We start from the raw sequence: 14,071 nt of genomic DNA, 5'->3' as shown, positions 1-14,071 counted from the left end.
GCGCTAACCCGCGCCGATCAACACGCCGGTGGCAAACACCAGCGCGCCGCCCAGAACCACCTGAAACGCGGCCCGCATGAACGGGGTGTCCATGTAACGGTTCTGAATCCAGGCAATTGTCCACAGTTCAAAGAACACCACGACAAAGGCGATGAAGGTGGCCGTCCAGAAATCGGCGATCAGATAGGGCAGGGCGTGCCCCAACCCGCCAAGGGTGGTCATCACACCCGAAGCAACCCCCCGTTTGAACGGCGAACCCCGCCCCGAAAGAACCCCGTCATCCGAGGCCGCCTCGGTAAAGCCCATCGAGATACCGGCACCGATGGACGCGGCAGTGCCAACCAGAAAGGTGGTCCATGTATTATGTGTGGCAAAGGCCGTGGCAAAGATCGGCGCAAGGGTGGAAACCGAACCATCCATCAGGCCGGCAAGGCCCGGCTGGACCCAGGTCAGCACAAATTGACGATGCGCGGTGAAGTTCTCTTTTTCCGCTTCGTCCCCCCCAAGTAATTCCTCTTGCAGGGTGGCGGCTTTGGCGTTGTGCCCTGCCTCGTCGGCCGCCAGATCGCCCAGCAGTTTGCGGGTTGCGGCGTCCTTGGTTTGCTGTGCGGCGCGGGTATAGAATGCCTCGGCATCCTGCTCCATTTTCGCCACTTCTTCGCGGATGCGCTCCAGCCCCAGATTTTCAACCAGCCAGATCGGGCGGCGGGCATAAAAGCCGGCCACATGCTCGCGGCGGATCAAAGGAATAACATCGCCAAACCGTTCCTTGTGCAGTTCGATCAACCGGCGGCGGTGTTCGTCCTCTTCGGCGGCCATGGCGTCAAACACCTTGGCAGAATTGGGAAAATCCGCCCGCAGGCGTTCGGCATAACCACGATAGATTTGCGCGTCGTCCTCTTCCGACGAAATGGCGAGCGCCAGAATTTCCTGTTCGTTCAGGTCGGAAAAACGGCGGCGGTTGCTGACACCGGGGATCATTGGCAGACTCCTTAGTTTGGAATGATTCCAAGATAACAAAGCCTACAAGTGACGCAAGGGGAAAGGGTGCCGGGATGTTCTTTTCTTGCTTAAACTAAACAGTTCAGATTATAGTTCTACTCTAATAACGGAGAACCGAATGACAGCCACAGCACACAAAATTAGAAAAGGTCGCAAGTTCGATCAGGTTCTGGAAGGCGCGCGCGTGGTTTTTATGAAGGACGGGTTTGAAGGGGCCAGTGTTGACGATATTGCCAAAACAGCAGGCGTATCCAAAGCGACGCTTTACAGCTATTTCCCCGACAAACGTCTGTTGTTCGCCGAGGTCGCCAAATGCGAATGCCACCGGCAGGCCGACACTGCGCTTGAGGTGGTAACAAGCGATTCAACGCCAGACGAAGTGCTTCGCGAAGCGGGCCTGCGGATGATCGAGTTTTTCATTTCGGATTTCGGGTTAAGTATGTTTCGCATATGCACCGCTGAATCCGGCCGTTTCCCCGAGTTGGGCAAGCATTTTTACGAATCAGGCCCACAACTGGTGCGCGAACGTCTGGTTGCGTATTTCCATGAGGCCATTGACAAAGGCCAGTTGAAAATCGATGATCTTGACTTGGCCGCCGACCAGTTTGCCGAATTGTGCAAGGCATCGTTCTTTCCCCGCTTGTTGTGCGGGATGGAAAGCAGCTTTGACAAAGCGGAAATCGAACGGGTTCTAAACGGCGCGGTTGATATGTTCATGGCGCGATACGGGGCGTAACCCGACCCCGAAAATGCGTTTTCAGTCTAGTGAACCCCTGACGACTCGGTTATTATGCAGGGGAGGGTGAAACGCGCAGCTTCAACCGGATCCGGATGGCACAATGGATAAGAAAACAGAAGCAATCGCACGGGAATCGCTGTTCCTGTCCAGCCTGCCGAAGACCTCGGTCAGTATGATTCTGTCCAATACAACCGAGCAGGATTTCAAACAGGGGGAAACGATATTCCTTCAGGGCGATCCTGCGGACAACATTTATATCGTGATTGAAGGCTGGGTAAAACTGTACCGGATTGCCCCCAATGGTGCCGAAGCGGTCGTCGGTGTCTTTACCGCCGGTCACAGCTTTGGCGAGGCACTGGCCCTGCGTCACGAGGTATATCCGGTGGCCGCTGAATCCGTGACAGATAGCCATGTCATCAGCCTGCCGACCTCGGTTTTGACGGGCCTGATCGAAAGCGATCCCGAGATTGCGGTTTCCATGCTGGCCGCGACGTTCCAGCACCTGCATTCGATTGTATTGCAACTGGAGCAGATCAAAGCCTTTTCCGGCGCGCAGAGGGTGGCCGAGTTTCTAGTAGGGCTATGTCCGGTCTGCGAAGGGGCCTGCACCGTTACCCTGCCCTATGACAAATCCCTGATAGCCGGTCGGCTGGGAATGAAACCCGAAAGCCTGTCGCGCGCCTTTGCCAAGCTGCGTAAACTGGGCGTAACTGTGCGTCAGAACCACGCCGCGATTGCCGACGTTGAAGGATTGCATGCTTTTGCGATGGGTGACGAGGAATTGCGCCTGCGCAAGACGATCTAAAGCATCGGCGCCAGATACAGGCCCAATAGCACCAGTGCATAGAGTGTCAGCGCGGTATTGAACCCGCGCCGCCAAAAGCGGGTGGTTTCAAGGCCCAGATAACGTGACAGGATAATCCGCCCTTTGATCAAGGCCAGCAACAGGATCACAACACCGGCGACCACAGGACTCCAGTCCACACCGCTTGCAGTTGTCCCGCGATCTATGAAAATGGCAACGGCAGTGCTGGTGGCACTTAGGACCAACAGGGCGATCCATGCGCGTATCAGCTTGTCGTTTAACATATCCGTTACCTCAGCAGATAAATGACAGGAAACAGCAGCACCCAGACCAGATCCACCATATGCCAAAATGCCGCCCCGACCTCGATATTGCGGGGGGCGTCGCGCCATGCGACCAACAGCAGAATCAGGATACCCGCCACCACATGCGCTGCGTGAAAACCGGTCAGCAGATAGTAGAAGGTGAAAAAGGCGTTGGTGTCGATGTCTATCCCCGCCGCCGCATCGGCGCGGTATTCAATCGTTTTGATCCACAGGAACGCCACGCCCAGAACGGCGGCAATCACCAGCATCAGCCGTGCCTTTGCCCGCTGCGCGGCTTCGCGCAAACGCAGGGCCTTGGCGGCCAGAAATCCGCTGGTAACCAGAATGGCGGTGTTGGCACCGGCGGCGGCACGGTTCAGGTGATCCTGCGATTCAGCAAACAAGGCGGGGTCGATAATCCGCACCGACAAAAACGCCGCCAACCCTGCGCCGAACACCAACAGTTCGCTGACAATCAGCACCCAGATCATCAGATCGCCGGGCAGTTCGTCCAGAACGCTGTGTTGTTCAATATCGCTCATGCGCCCACCAGATGACGGTAAATTTCCGGCAGCGCAAGCGTCAGCTTGTCAGGGTGCGCAATGGTCGCATACCCCCCCTGCCCGAACATCCGGTTGAACCATGCCTTGTCGCGTGCCTCGACCGTGATGCCGTAAACCGAATGCCCCGCGCGGCGGGCCTCGCGGATGGCCATGGCGGTATCTTCGATCCCGTGGCGCCCTTCGTAATGGTCCAGATCGTTGGGCTTGCCGTCGGTGATCACCAGCAACAGGCGTTTCTTTTTCGCCTGTTTGGCCAGATCGGCCGAGGTATGACGGATGGCGGCCCCCATGCGGGTATAAAACCCGGGTTTCAGGCTGCCGATCCGCGCCTCTACTTCGGTGTTCATCGGCTCGCCGAATTCCTTGCAGGACAGCATATAGACCCGATCGCGTTTCAGTGATGAAAAGGCATGGATGGCGAAATCGTCGCCGCAAGCGTCCAGCCCCCATGCCAGCGCGGCCAGTGCCTCGCGCTCGATATCAATCACGGCGCGCCCCGTCACGGCACTTTCGGTCGAGCGGGAAATATCCAGCAGGATCGACACCGCGAGGTCCCGCCTCTGCGGGCGGGACTGGCGCCAGATGCGGTCGGTGCCTTCGCCATAGGCGTGCAGGTCGGAATAGGAACGCACGGCGGCGTCCATATCCAGTTCCTCGCCATCCGGCTGGCCGTGCAGGTATATCCGGCCCGGTTGCAACGCCTCGAACTGGCGTTTTACGGCGCGGATGCGGCGCATGGCTTTTGGATCGGTGCGAAAGGACGGAATTTCTTCGGTTATGTCGGCGCGACTGGCCAGAACGCGGGTGTGGTCGGGCAGGTAGGATTTGCTGCGAACCTCCCATTCGGGATAGGTGGACACGCCGGACAGCCGTTCGCGGTCCACGTCCTCGGGCGCCAGATCAATGTGCAGTTTCAGGCGGGTTGCGGGGGCTTTGGATATCTGCCCCAGCCCGATTTCGTCCTGATCATCGGCGGCCTTTTTGGCGTTGTCGTATTCGTCGTCCTCGACCTTGCGGTTCAGGTTCAGGAATTCGGCCCATGACAGGATGGTTTCGAAATTGAACAGGGTCAGGCTGTCTTTGCGTTCGGCCTGATCCGCCTTGTGGCGCTTGGCCTTTTTCACCACCTCGCTGCCTTCTTCGGGCGGGCGGCCATCGGTGGCGCGGGTCTCGGCCTCGCTCGGGGCGCTGAATTCGACGGCGCGCAGGGCGGGCCACAGCGGCACGGGGTGGAACGGGCGGTAGCCGCGCGGGGCGGTGACGGTTGCCGGATCATCCAGTGCGGATAGCAGGGCAGGCGTGTTATCTTCGCCCAGCAGATGGCGGATCAAGGTTTCGACCTCGGCCTCGCGGGCGGGCAGATTGGGGCGGTTGCGGCTGTGCAGGGCAAACTGGCACAGCGCGGAATAAAGCGGGCGCAGGCCGGGGGCCTGTTCCAGCGTGGCCTGCGTCATTTCACGGGCGGCGGAAATTGCCAGAAGATCGGCATGCAAGGGATCGGGATCATCGCGCCGCGCCGGTGCATGGGCAGCACAGGCGGTCAGCCATAGATAGAGTGCGGCGTTGGCTTCGCGGCTGGGAAAATGGGCGATGCTGTCGGGCAGCCTCAGGGCCTCGCCGTCAAATGTGGCATGGGCGATACGTTCCGCATCGGTGCCCAGACGGCGGCGAAACGACAGGCGGTGGCGGCTGATTTCAACCGCAACCGGCCTGATTTCGACCGAAGGATCGCCCCCCAGCCCGCGAAAAAAGATTGCCAGCCGCCCCTCAACCTCGGAGAGGTTGACCGTGGCCCCCTGATGCTGAATTGGCGCATCAAGACGGCTGGCGAAGGAATGCCATAGTTTCCCGACTGTTTCTTCGGGTTCCCACGGATCCAGTTCAACCTTGGTCATGCCATGCCTCACCCGAAGACGGCAGTTACAAGGTCTAGGAGCCCACGTTTCACATCCTCTTCATCTGTTAACGGTTCAATCATTGCGGCCAGCACGGCACGCTCCAAAGGCATGCCTTGATGGATCAGCGTGGCGGCGTAAACGATCAGGCGGGTTGAAACGCCTTCTTCCAGATCCTGCCCCTTTAGCGCGCGCAGCTTGCCGGCCAGACGCACCAGCCCCTGCACGCGGTCCTTGTCCAGACCGCTTTCGCGCATCACCACTTCGACCTCCAGTTCGGGCGTGGGGAAATCGAATTCCACCGACAGGAACCGCTGGCGGGTCGAGGGCTTCAGGGTTTTCAGAATATTCTGGTAACCGGGGTTGTAGGAGGCGACCAGCATAAAGCCGTCGGCGGCCTCGATCTCTTCGCTGGTGCGGTCGATCGGCAGGATGCGCCGATCGTCGGTCAGCGGGTGCAACACCACGGTTACGTCCTTGCGGGCCTCGACCACTTCGTCGAGGTAACAAATCGCCCCTTCGCGCACGGCGCGGGTCAGCGGGCCATCGACCCAGACGGTTTCGCCCCCCTTCAGCAGGTAGCGGCCAATCAGGTCGGCGGCGGAAAGGTCATCGTGACAGGCCACGGTATACAGCGGCCGGTCCAGTTCGGCGGCCATATGGGCCACGAAACGGGTTTTGCCACAGCCGGTCGGCCCCTTTAGCAGCAAGGGCAGGCTGTTGGCGTGGGCGGCGCGGAAAATCTCGCACTCGTCCGCCTGGGGCAGGTAGAAGGGGGCATCTGCCGCCCCCTTCAGTTTTTGTGTGCCATCCATCAGCGGTTACTCCGCCGGGGTGGCATCGGCGCCACTGCTGATGATTTCCCTGCGCGGCACAAGCACCGCGTAAAGATACAGCAACACGCCCAGAACCACGGCAACACCGGACCCGAAGCGCATCCAGTAGAACACGGCCAGCGTATCCTGAACGTCCATAAAGTAATCACCGACAACCCGCTGCATGTGCGATTGCACAGTGCCCGCGAAAGTCAGCGAGAAAGTCATGAACACCATGCCGCCCGACATCAGCCAGAACGATGCCATGTTGATCACCTGATTATACGGATCGCGCTTCAGCAGGATCGGCATGGCATAGGTGAACATCGCAAGGTTCAGGGCCACATAGGCACCAAAGAAGGCAAGGTGACCGTGGGCGGCTGTGATCTGCGTGCCGTGGGTATAGTAGTTCACCCCGTGCAACGTATGCAGGAAGCCCCATACACCGGCGCCAAAGAACGCCAGCACCGCACACCCCAGCGACCAAAGCAAAGCGGCTTTGTTCGGGTGGTCACGACGGCCTTTCCAGACCATGATGAAAGCAAAGCTCATCATGGCAAAGAACGGGATGATTTCCAGCGACGAGAAGATCGAGCCGATCCACTGCCAGTAACCGGGTGTACCGATCCAGTAGTAGTGGTGTCCTGTGCCCAGCAGGCCCGAGAACAGCGCGGTAGCAACGATGATGTACAGCCACTTTTCGACCACTTCGCGGTCAACACCGGTCAGTTTCAGCATCAGGAAGGCCAGAATCGAGGCCATGATCAGTTCCCACACACCTTCGACCCACAGGTGGATCACATACCACCAGTATTCCTTGTCGAGCGCCAGGTTTTCAGGGTTGTAGAAGGCGAACAGGAACAACAGTGCCAGCGCCCAAAGGCCCAGCAGCAGGATGTTGCTGATCGCGGTTTTTTTGCCCTTCAGCACTGTCATGGTGACATTGAACAAGAAGATCAGCGCGGCAACCACGATGCCGACTTTGACCCAGATCGGTTGCTCAAGGAACTCGCGCCCCTCTTTGCCCAGCAGCCAGTTGCCTTCAAACAGGTTGAAGGTATAGGTCAGCACAACGCCGGTTGTGCCCAGCACCAGAATTAACAGCTGCAAATAGGCCAGTTTCGGCGAATAAATTTCGTTTTCGCTTTCTTCCGGAATGATAAAGTAGGCCGCGCCGAAAAAGCCGGTCAGCAGCCACACCACCAATGAGTTGGTGTGCAACATGCGGATAATGTTAAACGGCATCAGTTCCGACAGTGTGTTTGGCGAAACATAGATCCACCCTGCCAATAACCCCATCGAGACCTGCACCAGAAACAGCGCCATCGCGACGAGGAAATAGACCAGAGCGATTTTTTGAGTTTGATATTTCATCGGTTCATCCTTTCCTCAACCTGCGTCCGTGGGCGGCCAGCCCTGCGTGTCGATGGTGTTAGTCCACAGCAGGAAATCGCTCAGGTTGCGGATCTCTTCATCGGTCAGATTGAATTGTGGCATCTGGCGGCGACCTTCGACGCCCGAGGGTTGGGATTCCATCCAGCCCTTGAGGGTATCAAAGGCATCTTCAGGATCATCCTGAACACCCCAGCGGGTCATTACATTGCCCAGCTCGGGTGCGAAATAGGCGCCTTCGCCCAGAATTGTGTGGCAATCAATGCAGGCTTTACGCTCCCACACCCGTTTGCCTGCCGCCACGCTGGCTGTCAGCGTCTCGGCGTTGGTTGATTCGGTGATAATGTATCTGCGGCTCTGGTATGTCAGCAGCAGAAAGATAACTAGGAAAAACAGGGACCCGCCATAAAATATGTTCCGGGCCATGCTTTTGGTCATGACTTCACGCATTGCGTCCTCCTTTGCGGAGTCGTTGAGGGTAACGGGAATGTGAGTGAGTTTTCAGGAATTGTCCTTGACAAAAGTCAAGGCAAAAGTGGGGAGAATCAGTTAAATCCAAACGTGCCTCACCAGCTGAATTTCTTTCGGACTCTATGGAGGACTAGATAATGAAAACCCCGACACGACACTGGAAAGCAGCGCTGCTGACGAGCGCTGCTTTTTTTGTTGCCGCTCCGTTTTCCGGTGCGATGGCAGAAGATTACAATCCAGAAGCAAACACCCTGGCAAAGCTGGGTGTGACCGTTGAAGGCATGAAGGCCGACGACCCGATTCTAACGGCAGAGGAATTTGAACAGGGCAAAGCAATCTTTTTCCAGCGTTGTGCGGGTTGTCACGGTGTGCTGCGCAAAGGGGCAACCGGCCCGGCGCTAACCGTCGATGTCACCCATGAACTGGGTTACGAGGGCGCGCATGACTTTATCACATATGGTTCCCCCGCGGGTATGCCCAACTGGGGTACGTCGGGCGAGTTGACCGAAGACGAAGTCAAACTGATGGCGCGCTATGTCATGGTCGAGCCACCCCAGCCGCCAGAATTCGGCATGCCTGAAATCAAGGACAGCTGGAAGGTGCTGATTGCACCGGCTGATCGTCCGACCCAAAAGATGAACGATTTGGATATCGACAACCTGTTCTCGGTTACCCTGCGTGATACCGGCCAGATTGCCCTGATTGACGGCGCGACATATGAAATCATCACGGTGATCAAAACCGGTTATGCGGTCCACATCAGCCGGATTTCCGCATCAGGGCGCTATCTGTATGTGATTGGCCGTGATGCCAAGATCAATATGATCGACCTGTGGATGGAAGTTCCCGCAACTGTTGCAGAAGTTAAAATTGGTTCCGAGGCACGTTCGGTGGAAACTTCGAAGTTCGAAGGTTACGAGGATAAATTCGCCATCGCCGGCGCCTACTGGCCACCGCAATATGTGATTATGGACGGGGACACGCTGGAGCCGCTGAAAGTGGAATCCACCCGTGGCATGACCTATGACACGCAGGAATATCACCCTGAACCGCGGGTTGCCTCGATTGTGGCATCGCATTTCCGGCCGGAATTTGTGGTCAACGTCAAGGAAACCGGCAAGGTTCTGATGATCGACTATTCCGACATCAAGAACCTGAATGTAACCGAGATTGAGGCCGAACGGTTCCTGCATGATGGCGGATTTGACAGCACAGGGCGTTATTTCCTGGTTGCCGCAAACGCCCGTGACAAGGTTGCTGTGATCGACACCAAGGAAGACAAGCTGGTGACCGTCCTTGAAACCGGCGGGGTCAAACCGCATCCGGGTCGCGGTGCCAACATTGTGCATCCTGTTTACGGGCCGGTCTGGGTCACGTCCCACCTCGGGGATGAAACCCTGTCTTTGATCGGCACCGATCCCGAAGGACATCCTGATCAGGCATGGAAAGTCGTGCAGATGCTGGAAGGTCTGGGTGGTGGTTCGCTGTTTGTGAAATCCAACCCGAAATCGGATCACCTTTATGCCGATGCCCCGTTGAACCCGGATGAAGAAACGTCCGCTTCTGTTGCTGTCTTTACCATCAGCGAACTGGGCACCGAAGAGCCTGCCTTCAAAACATTGCCAATCGGCGAATGGGCAGACATCAAAGAAGGTCAGCCGCGTGTTGTTCAGGGTGAATACAACATGGCGGGCGACGAAATCTGGTTCTCGGTCTGGAATGCCAAGGACAAGGAATCGGCCATCGTCGTGGTGGATGACAAAACACTTGAGCTGAAACATGTGATCAAAGACCCGCGTCTGATCACACCGACCGGCAAATTCAACGTCTACAACACCCGTAACGACGTTTACTAAACACTGTCGGAGGGGGCTGTAACGGCCCCCTCCCCCTCTTGGTTATTCACAGCCTTTCAAGAGCGGAGCGCGCGCATGTCATTACCTGCAACTGTCTATCTGGTTGGCGCAGGGCCGGGTGACCCCGACCTGTTGACCATCAAAGCGCTGCGCCTGATCCGGGCGGCGGATGTGGTGGTTTACGACAGGCTGGTGTCAAAGGAAATCATGGCGCTGGTGCCGGATGGGGCATCGTTGATCTCGGTCGGGAAGGCCCCGAAACACCACACGGTCCCGCAGGACCGTATCAATGAAATTCTGGCCGAACAGGCGCTTGCGGGCCGTATGGTCGTGCGTCTGAAAGGCGGCGATCCGCTGATATTCGGGCGCGGCTCGGAAGAGGCCGCCTATCTGCGCGCCCAAGGCATTCCTGTCGAATATGTGCCCGGCATTACGGCGGCGCAGGGTGCGTCTGCCACCGCCGGAATTCCGCTGACCCATCGCGGCGTGGCCGACAGTGTGCGCTATGTTACCGGCCACCGCGCCAAGGACAAGCCGCTTGATCTGGACTGGTCCAGCCTTGCGGATGCCGGCAGCACATTGGTGGTCTATATGGGGGCCGCGAATATTGCCGAGATCAGCCATAACCTGATGCTGTTCGGCCTGTCCCCCGATACGCCCGTGATGGCCATTTCATCGGCCACCACCCCAAGTGAAACCCGCCTCGTTACCGATCTGGGGCAGGTTGAACACAGGATCAGGCAGGCTGATATGCCAGCCCCGATGCTGTTCATCATTGGTCAGGTCGTTTCGCTTCGGCCCGAGAGGGCTGTATCGCTGGCAACCCGATATCAACCAGCCGAGGCCGCCCATGCGTAGCCTGCTGCTGTTTTTGATACTGGCCACAACCGCCAGCGCAGGCGAGGTATCCGCCCCCCGCGCGGCCGAATTGCGCCATCTGGTCGAACAGGATTGCGGCGCCTGCCACGGCATGACCCGCAAGGGCGGGCTTGGCCCCGACATCCGTGCGCAAACGCTGGAAGGGCGTGATGCCGAAGGGCTGGCGCAGATCATCAAGGACGGCATCCCCGATACAGCCATGCCGCCATGGGGGCCTTTGCTGACCGATCAGGATATCAACTGGATTGCCCAATACCTGTTGGAGGACACCGAAGAATGAAACGTCTGTTTGCCCTGCTGATCACCCTGCTTGTCGCCCTGCCTGTCTTTGCAGAAACGGTCTACAAAGCCACCGGCGATCTGGGGCTGATCGTGGAGCGTGCGACGGGGTCGCTTGTGGTGATCGACCGGTCTGAACACGCCGCGATTGGCCGGATCGAAGGGCTGGGCGATCTGAGTCACGCCAGCCTTGTCTATTCGCCAGATGAACGGTTCGCCTATGTCTTTGGCCGTGACGGCGGGCTGACAAAGGTCGATATTTTGACGCAAAGCATCGTTAACCGCGTGATCCAGTCGGGCAATTCCATCGGCGGGGCGATTTCGGATGACGGCACGCTGGTGGCGGTGTCCAACTATGAACCCGGCGGCGTGCGGGTGTTTGATGCCGATACGCTGGAACTGGTGGCCGATATTCCGACAGGGGCGAAAACCATCGGGCTGGTCGATATTCCGGGCCGACGCTTTGTGTTCACCATGTGGGACAGCGGTGAAACATGGATTGCCGATCTGTCGCATGAACTGAAGCTGACCAAGCTGACCGGCATCGGCAAGAATCCCTATGACGGGCTGGTCACACCGGACGGGCGCACCTATATCACCGGCCTGTTTGGTCAGGACGGCATGACCGCGATTGACCTGTGGCAAGACCCGCCCGTCCCGCAACATATCCTGCCCCATTACGGCAAGGGCGAAGCCAAACTGCCGGTTTACAAGATGCCCCACCTTGAGGGCTGGGCGCTGGCCGGTGACCGTTTCGTTCTGCCTGCCGTGGGCCATCACGAGGTGCTGTGGGTTGACAGCCGCAGCCTGAAAGAAGTCGGGCGCACCCAGACCTATGGCCAGCCGGTGTTCGCCGTGGCACGGCCCGACGGGCGCTATGTCTGGGTGAATTTCGCCCATCCATTGAATGACCGCGTGCAGGTGATCGACACGCTGACCGGCAAGGTGGTGAAGGAAATCGCCACCGGCCCCGCCACCCTGCATATGGAATTCGCCCCGCGCGGCAACGAGGTGTGGATTTCGGTGCGGGACGAAAACAGGGTGAAAATATACAACACCCGCACCTATGAACAGATTGGCGAGATAAAGGCGCAAAGCCCCTCGGGCATCTTTTTCACCGCACGCGCGCACCGGACGGGGCTATAGATATGGCTCACACACCCGATCCGGTTGACCAACGCCTGCTCGATGAATGGCAAAGGGATTTCCCGCTGGTGTCCCGCCCGTTTGCCAGCATCGGGCAGGTGCTTGGTCTTAACGAGGATCAGGTGATCACCCGCCTTGACCGGTTGAAAGCGGCCGGCGCGATCAGCCGCATTGGCGCCACCATCCGCCCCAACACCATTGCCGCCAGCACGCTAGCCGCCATTGCCGTGCCGGAAAAACGGCTGGACGAAGTGGCCGCGATTGTCGGTGCGGAAGAGGGCGTGAACCATTCCTATCTGCGGGAACACCGGCTGAACCTGTGGTTCGTCGCCACCGCGCCGGATGATGCGGCGCTACAGGCGTCGCTGGAGCGGATCGAAAATGCCAGCGGTCTGCCGGTGCTTGGCTTCCCGTTACTAAGGGCGTTCAACATTGATCTGGGGTTCAGTCTGGAAAACCCCAAGGCGCATAAACCAGACGGGGGCCTGCGCAAAACCCTGTCGCTGGACGGCACAGACCGGCTGATCATGCAGGCACTAACGCAGGGCCTGTTGCTGGTTTCGCATCCTTTCGCGATGCTGGCCGATGATCTGGGCCTGTCCGAAACCGTGGTGCTGAACCGTATCCGCCGCCTGTCGGATGCTGGTTACCTGACCCGCGTCGGTGTAATCCTGCGGCACCGCGCGCTGGGCTGGCGTTCAAACGCGATGGTGGTCTGGCAGGTGCCGGTGGACCGGATCATTCCGGCGGGCGAGGCATTGGCCGCCCTGCCCGGCGTGACGCTGTGTTACCAGCGTCAGACCGTGCCCGATGTCTGGCCCTATACGCTTTATTGCATGATCCACGCCCGCAGCCGGCACGAGGCCATGGACACCCTGACCCGCGCCACCGAATTGCCGGAATTGCAGGGGGTGAAACACGAGGTTCTGTTTTCCACCCATTGTTTCAAGCAAACCGGCGCGATGATCGCCCACAGCAGAAAGGCCGCACAATGACTGCTTTGGACGATACCGACCGCCGCATCCTGAACCGGCTGCAAGAGGGGTTCCCGATCACCCCGCACCCCTTTGCCGATGTGGCTGCCGAACTGGGGCTGGAGGAAGATGTCCTGATCACCCGCCTTGCCCGCCTGAAAGAAACCCGCCTGATCACCCGTTTCGGCCCCTTCTATGACGCCGCCGCGATGGGCGGGGCATTCTGCCTGTGCGCCATGCAGGTGCCGGAAGGTGATTTTGACCGCGTGGCCGATCTGGTCAACGCCCACCCCGAGGTTGCACATAATTACGAGCGCGACCATGCCCTGAACATGTGGTTCGTGCTGGCCACCGAAACCGAGGCGGGGATTGGCGAGGTGGCAAAGCGGATCGAGGCAGAGACCGGCCTGACCGTTCTGCAATTTCCCAAAGAGCATGAATTCTTCATCGGCTTTCGGGTGGCGGCATGAGCATTGACACCACAGACCGCCGGCTGATCGAAGCGACCCAATCCGGCCTGCCGCTGGTGCCAGAACCCTATGCCGCAATTGCGGCGGGTCTGGGGCTGGACGAATCCGAGGTGATGCAACGACTACAAGCCATGCAGGACAGTGGCGTGATCCGCCGCATCGCCGTCGCCCCGAACCATTACGCGCTGGGCATGGTGGCCAACGGCATGACGGTCTGGGATGTTGAAGACGCTGTGGCGCTGAACCTTGGTGCGCAAATCGGCACGCTGGATTTTGTCAGCCATTGCTACCTGCGCCCCCGCGCGCTGCCCGACTGGCCCTATAACCTGTTTGCGATGGTGCATGGCAAAACCCGTGACGAGGTCGCCACCAAACGCGCCGAAATCCGCGCCTTGCTGGGGGATGCTTTGCGTAGCGATGACATTCTCTATTCCACCCGAATTCTAAAGAAAACCGGCCTGCGGCTGGGGAAAGGTTAGA

16 protein-coding genes are annotated in these 14,071 nt (G+C 58.7%); 9 read left to right on the top strand and 7 right to left on the bottom strand.

Annotated features, from left to right (window positions below):
- Positions 1-3: 3 nt before the first annotated feature.
- Positions 4-981, bottom strand: coding sequence for an iron exporter MbfA (mbfA, locus tag BAR1_RS16610; RefSeq protein ID WP_118944065.1), 978 nt, complete (start codon positions 979-981; stop codon positions 4-6).
- Between the two features lie 139 nt (positions 982-1,120).
- Here mbfA and BAR1_RS16605 point away from each other — a divergent pair, with 139 nt between their 5' ends.
- Both BAR1_RS16605 and BAR1_RS16600 read left to right on the top strand, forming a co-directional pair.
- Positions 1,121-1,738, top strand: coding sequence for a TetR/AcrR family transcriptional regulator (locus BAR1_RS16605; protein ID WP_118944064.1), 618 nt, complete (start codon positions 1,121-1,123; stop codon positions 1,736-1,738).
- 103 nt (positions 1,739-1,841) lie between these two features.
- Positions 1,842-2,546, top strand: coding sequence for a Crp/Fnr family transcriptional regulator (locus BAR1_RS16600; protein ID WP_118944063.1), 705 nt, complete (start codon positions 1,842-1,844; stop codon positions 2,544-2,546).
- Here the strand turns inward: BAR1_RS16600 and BAR1_RS16595 are convergent.
- From BAR1_RS16595 to BAR1_RS16570, 6 genes are read right to left on the bottom strand one after another with little or no spacing between them, the layout of a single operon-like run.
- A complete protein-coding gene (locus BAR1_RS16595) occupies positions 2,543-2,830 on the bottom strand; it encodes a cytochrome C oxidase subunit IV family protein (protein WP_118944062.1) in 288 nt (95 codons plus the stop codon). The genes BAR1_RS16600 and BAR1_RS16595 overlap by 4 nt on opposite strands.
- A 5-nt stretch (positions 2,831-2,835) precedes the next feature.
- Positions 2,836-3,393, bottom strand: coding sequence for a cytochrome c oxidase subunit 3 (locus BAR1_RS16590; RefSeq protein ID WP_118944061.1), 558 nt, complete (start codon positions 3,391-3,393; stop codon positions 2,836-2,838).
- Positions 3,390-5,309 carry a nitric oxide reductase activation protein NorD gene (locus BAR1_RS16585; protein ID WP_118944060.1) on the bottom strand — a complete coding sequence of 640 codons (1,920 nt, stop codon included), beginning with the start codon at positions 5,307-5,309 and terminating at the stop codon, positions 3,390-3,392. The genes BAR1_RS16590 and BAR1_RS16585 overlap by 4 nt, the downstream gene beginning before the upstream one ends.
- An 8-nt stretch (positions 5,310-5,317) precedes the next feature.
- Positions 5,318-6,124 carry a CbbQ/NirQ/NorQ/GpvN family protein gene (locus tag BAR1_RS16580; protein ID WP_118944059.1) on the bottom strand — a complete coding sequence of 269 codons (807 nt, stop codon included), beginning with the start codon at positions 6,122-6,124 and terminating at the stop codon, positions 5,318-5,320.
- A 6-nt stretch (positions 6,125-6,130) separates the two neighbouring features.
- Entirely contained in the window at positions 6,131-7,498 is a 1,368-nt protein-coding gene (locus BAR1_RS16575; protein ID WP_118944058.1) for a cbb3-type cytochrome c oxidase subunit I, read from the bottom strand.
- 15 nt (positions 7,499-7,513) lie between these two features.
- Entirely contained in the window at positions 7,514-7,966 is a 453-nt protein-coding gene (locus BAR1_RS16570; RefSeq protein ID WP_118944057.1) for a c-type cytochrome, read from the bottom strand.
- A 158-nt stretch (positions 7,967-8,124) separates the two neighbouring features.
- On the opposite strand from BAR1_RS16570, the gene BAR1_RS16565 reads away from it, so the two are divergent.
- From BAR1_RS16565 to ahbB (BAR1_RS16535), 7 genes are all read left to right on the top strand, one after another.
- Positions 8,125-9,843 (top strand): nitrite reductase, encoded by a 1,719-nt coding sequence (locus BAR1_RS16565; protein ID WP_118944056.1) that lies wholly within the window; start codon positions 8,125-8,127, stop codon positions 9,841-9,843.
- 75 nt (positions 9,844-9,918) lie between these two features.
- Positions 9,919-10,701: a uroporphyrinogen-III C-methyltransferase gene (gene cobA / locus BAR1_RS16560; protein ID WP_118944055.1), complete on the top strand. Its 783-nt coding sequence runs from the start codon at positions 9,919-9,921 to the stop codon at positions 10,699-10,701.
- Positions 10,694-11,002, top strand: a complete 309-nt coding sequence (locus tag BAR1_RS16555) for a c-type cytochrome (protein ID WP_118944054.1) — start codon at positions 10,694-10,696, stop codon at positions 11,000-11,002. Before cobA ends, BAR1_RS16555 begins: the two co-directional genes overlap by 8 nt.
- Positions 10,999-12,147, top strand: a complete 1,149-nt coding sequence (locus BAR1_RS16550; RefSeq protein ID WP_118944053.1) for a cytochrome D1 domain-containing protein — start codon at positions 10,999-11,001, stop codon at positions 12,145-12,147. Before BAR1_RS16555 ends, BAR1_RS16550 begins: the two co-directional genes overlap by 4 nt.
- Before the next feature lie 2 nt (positions 12,148-12,149).
- A complete protein-coding gene (gene ahbB, locus BAR1_RS16545) occupies positions 12,150-13,142 on the top strand; it encodes a siroheme decarboxylase subunit beta (RefSeq protein WP_118944052.1) in 993 nt (330 codons plus the stop codon).
- The gene (locus BAR1_RS16540; RefSeq protein ID WP_118944051.1) at positions 13,139-13,591 is read left to right on the top strand and encodes an Lrp/AsnC family transcriptional regulator; all 453 of its coding nucleotides are present in this window, start codon (positions 13,139-13,141) and stop codon (positions 13,589-13,591) included. The genes ahbB (BAR1_RS16545) and BAR1_RS16540 overlap by 4 nt, the downstream gene beginning before the upstream one ends.
- The gene (gene ahbB / locus BAR1_RS16535; RefSeq protein ID WP_118944050.1) at positions 13,588-14,070 is read left to right on the top strand and encodes a siroheme decarboxylase subunit beta; all 483 of its coding nucleotides are present in this window, start codon (positions 13,588-13,590) and stop codon (positions 14,068-14,070) included. The genes BAR1_RS16540 and ahbB (BAR1_RS16535) overlap by 4 nt, the downstream gene beginning before the upstream one ends.
- Position 14,071: the final 1 nt, after the last annotated feature.

It is taken from the genome of Profundibacter amoris, assembly GCF_003544895.1.
GTDB classification, from domain to species: domain Bacteria; phylum Pseudomonadota; class Alphaproteobacteria; order Rhodobacterales; family Rhodobacteraceae; genus Profundibacter; species Profundibacter amoris.
The sequence above is the reverse complement of the archived record's forward strand: the minus strand, read 5'-3'. Positions and strand labels throughout refer to the sequence as shown.

Coding starts and splice junctions, on each gene's coding strand:
- ahbB (WP_118944052.1), top strand. CDS start 12,150: ATGGCTCACACACCCGATCCGGTTGACCAACGCCTGCTCGATGAATGG.
- cobA (WP_118944055.1), top strand. CDS start 9,919: ATGTCATTACCTGCAACTGTCTATCTGGTTGGCGCAGGGCCGGGTGAC.
- BAR1_RS16585 (WP_118944060.1), bottom strand. CDS start 5,309: ATGACCAAGGTTGAACTGGATCCGTGGGAACCCGAAGAAACAGTCGGG.
- BAR1_RS16600 (WP_118944063.1), top strand. CDS start 1,842: ATGGATAAGAAAACAGAAGCAATCGCACGGGAATCGCTGTTCCTGTCC.
- BAR1_RS16555 (WP_118944054.1), top strand. CDS start 10,694: ATGCGTAGCCTGCTGCTGTTTTTGATACTGGCCACAACCGCCAGCGCA.
- BAR1_RS16570 (WP_118944057.1), bottom strand. CDS start 7,966: ATGCGTGAAGTCATGACCAAAAGCATGGCCCGGAACATATTTTATGGC.
- ahbB (WP_118944050.1), top strand. CDS start 13,588: ATGAGCATTGACACCACAGACCGCCGGCTGATCGAAGCGACCCAATCC.
- BAR1_RS16595 (WP_118944062.1), bottom strand. CDS start 2,830: ATGTTAAACGACAAGCTGATACGCGCATGGATCGCCCTGTTGGTCCTA.
- BAR1_RS16565 (WP_118944056.1), top strand. CDS start 8,125: ATGAAAACCCCGACACGACACTGGAAAGCAGCGCTGCTGACGAGCGCT.
- BAR1_RS16605 (WP_118944064.1), top strand. CDS start 1,121: ATGACAGCCACAGCACACAAAATTAGAAAAGGTCGCAAGTTCGATCAG.
- mbfA (WP_118944065.1), bottom strand. CDS start 981: ATGATCCCCGGTGTCAGCAACCGCCGCCGTTTTTCCGACCTGAACGAA.
- BAR1_RS16550 (WP_118944053.1), top strand. CDS start 10,999: ATGAAACGTCTGTTTGCCCTGCTGATCACCCTGCTTGTCGCCCTGCCT.
- BAR1_RS16590 (WP_118944061.1), bottom strand. CDS start 3,393: ATGAGCGATATTGAACAACACAGCGTTCTGGACGAACTGCCCGGCGAT.
- BAR1_RS16575 (WP_118944058.1), bottom strand. CDS start 7,498: ATGAAATATCAAACTCAAAAAATCGCTCTGGTCTATTTCCTCGTCGCG.
- BAR1_RS16580 (WP_118944059.1), bottom strand. CDS start 6,124: ATGGATGGCACACAAAAACTGAAGGGGGCGGCAGATGCCCCCTTCTAC.
- BAR1_RS16540 (WP_118944051.1), top strand. CDS start 13,139: ATGACTGCTTTGGACGATACCGACCGCCGCATCCTGAACCGGCTGCAA.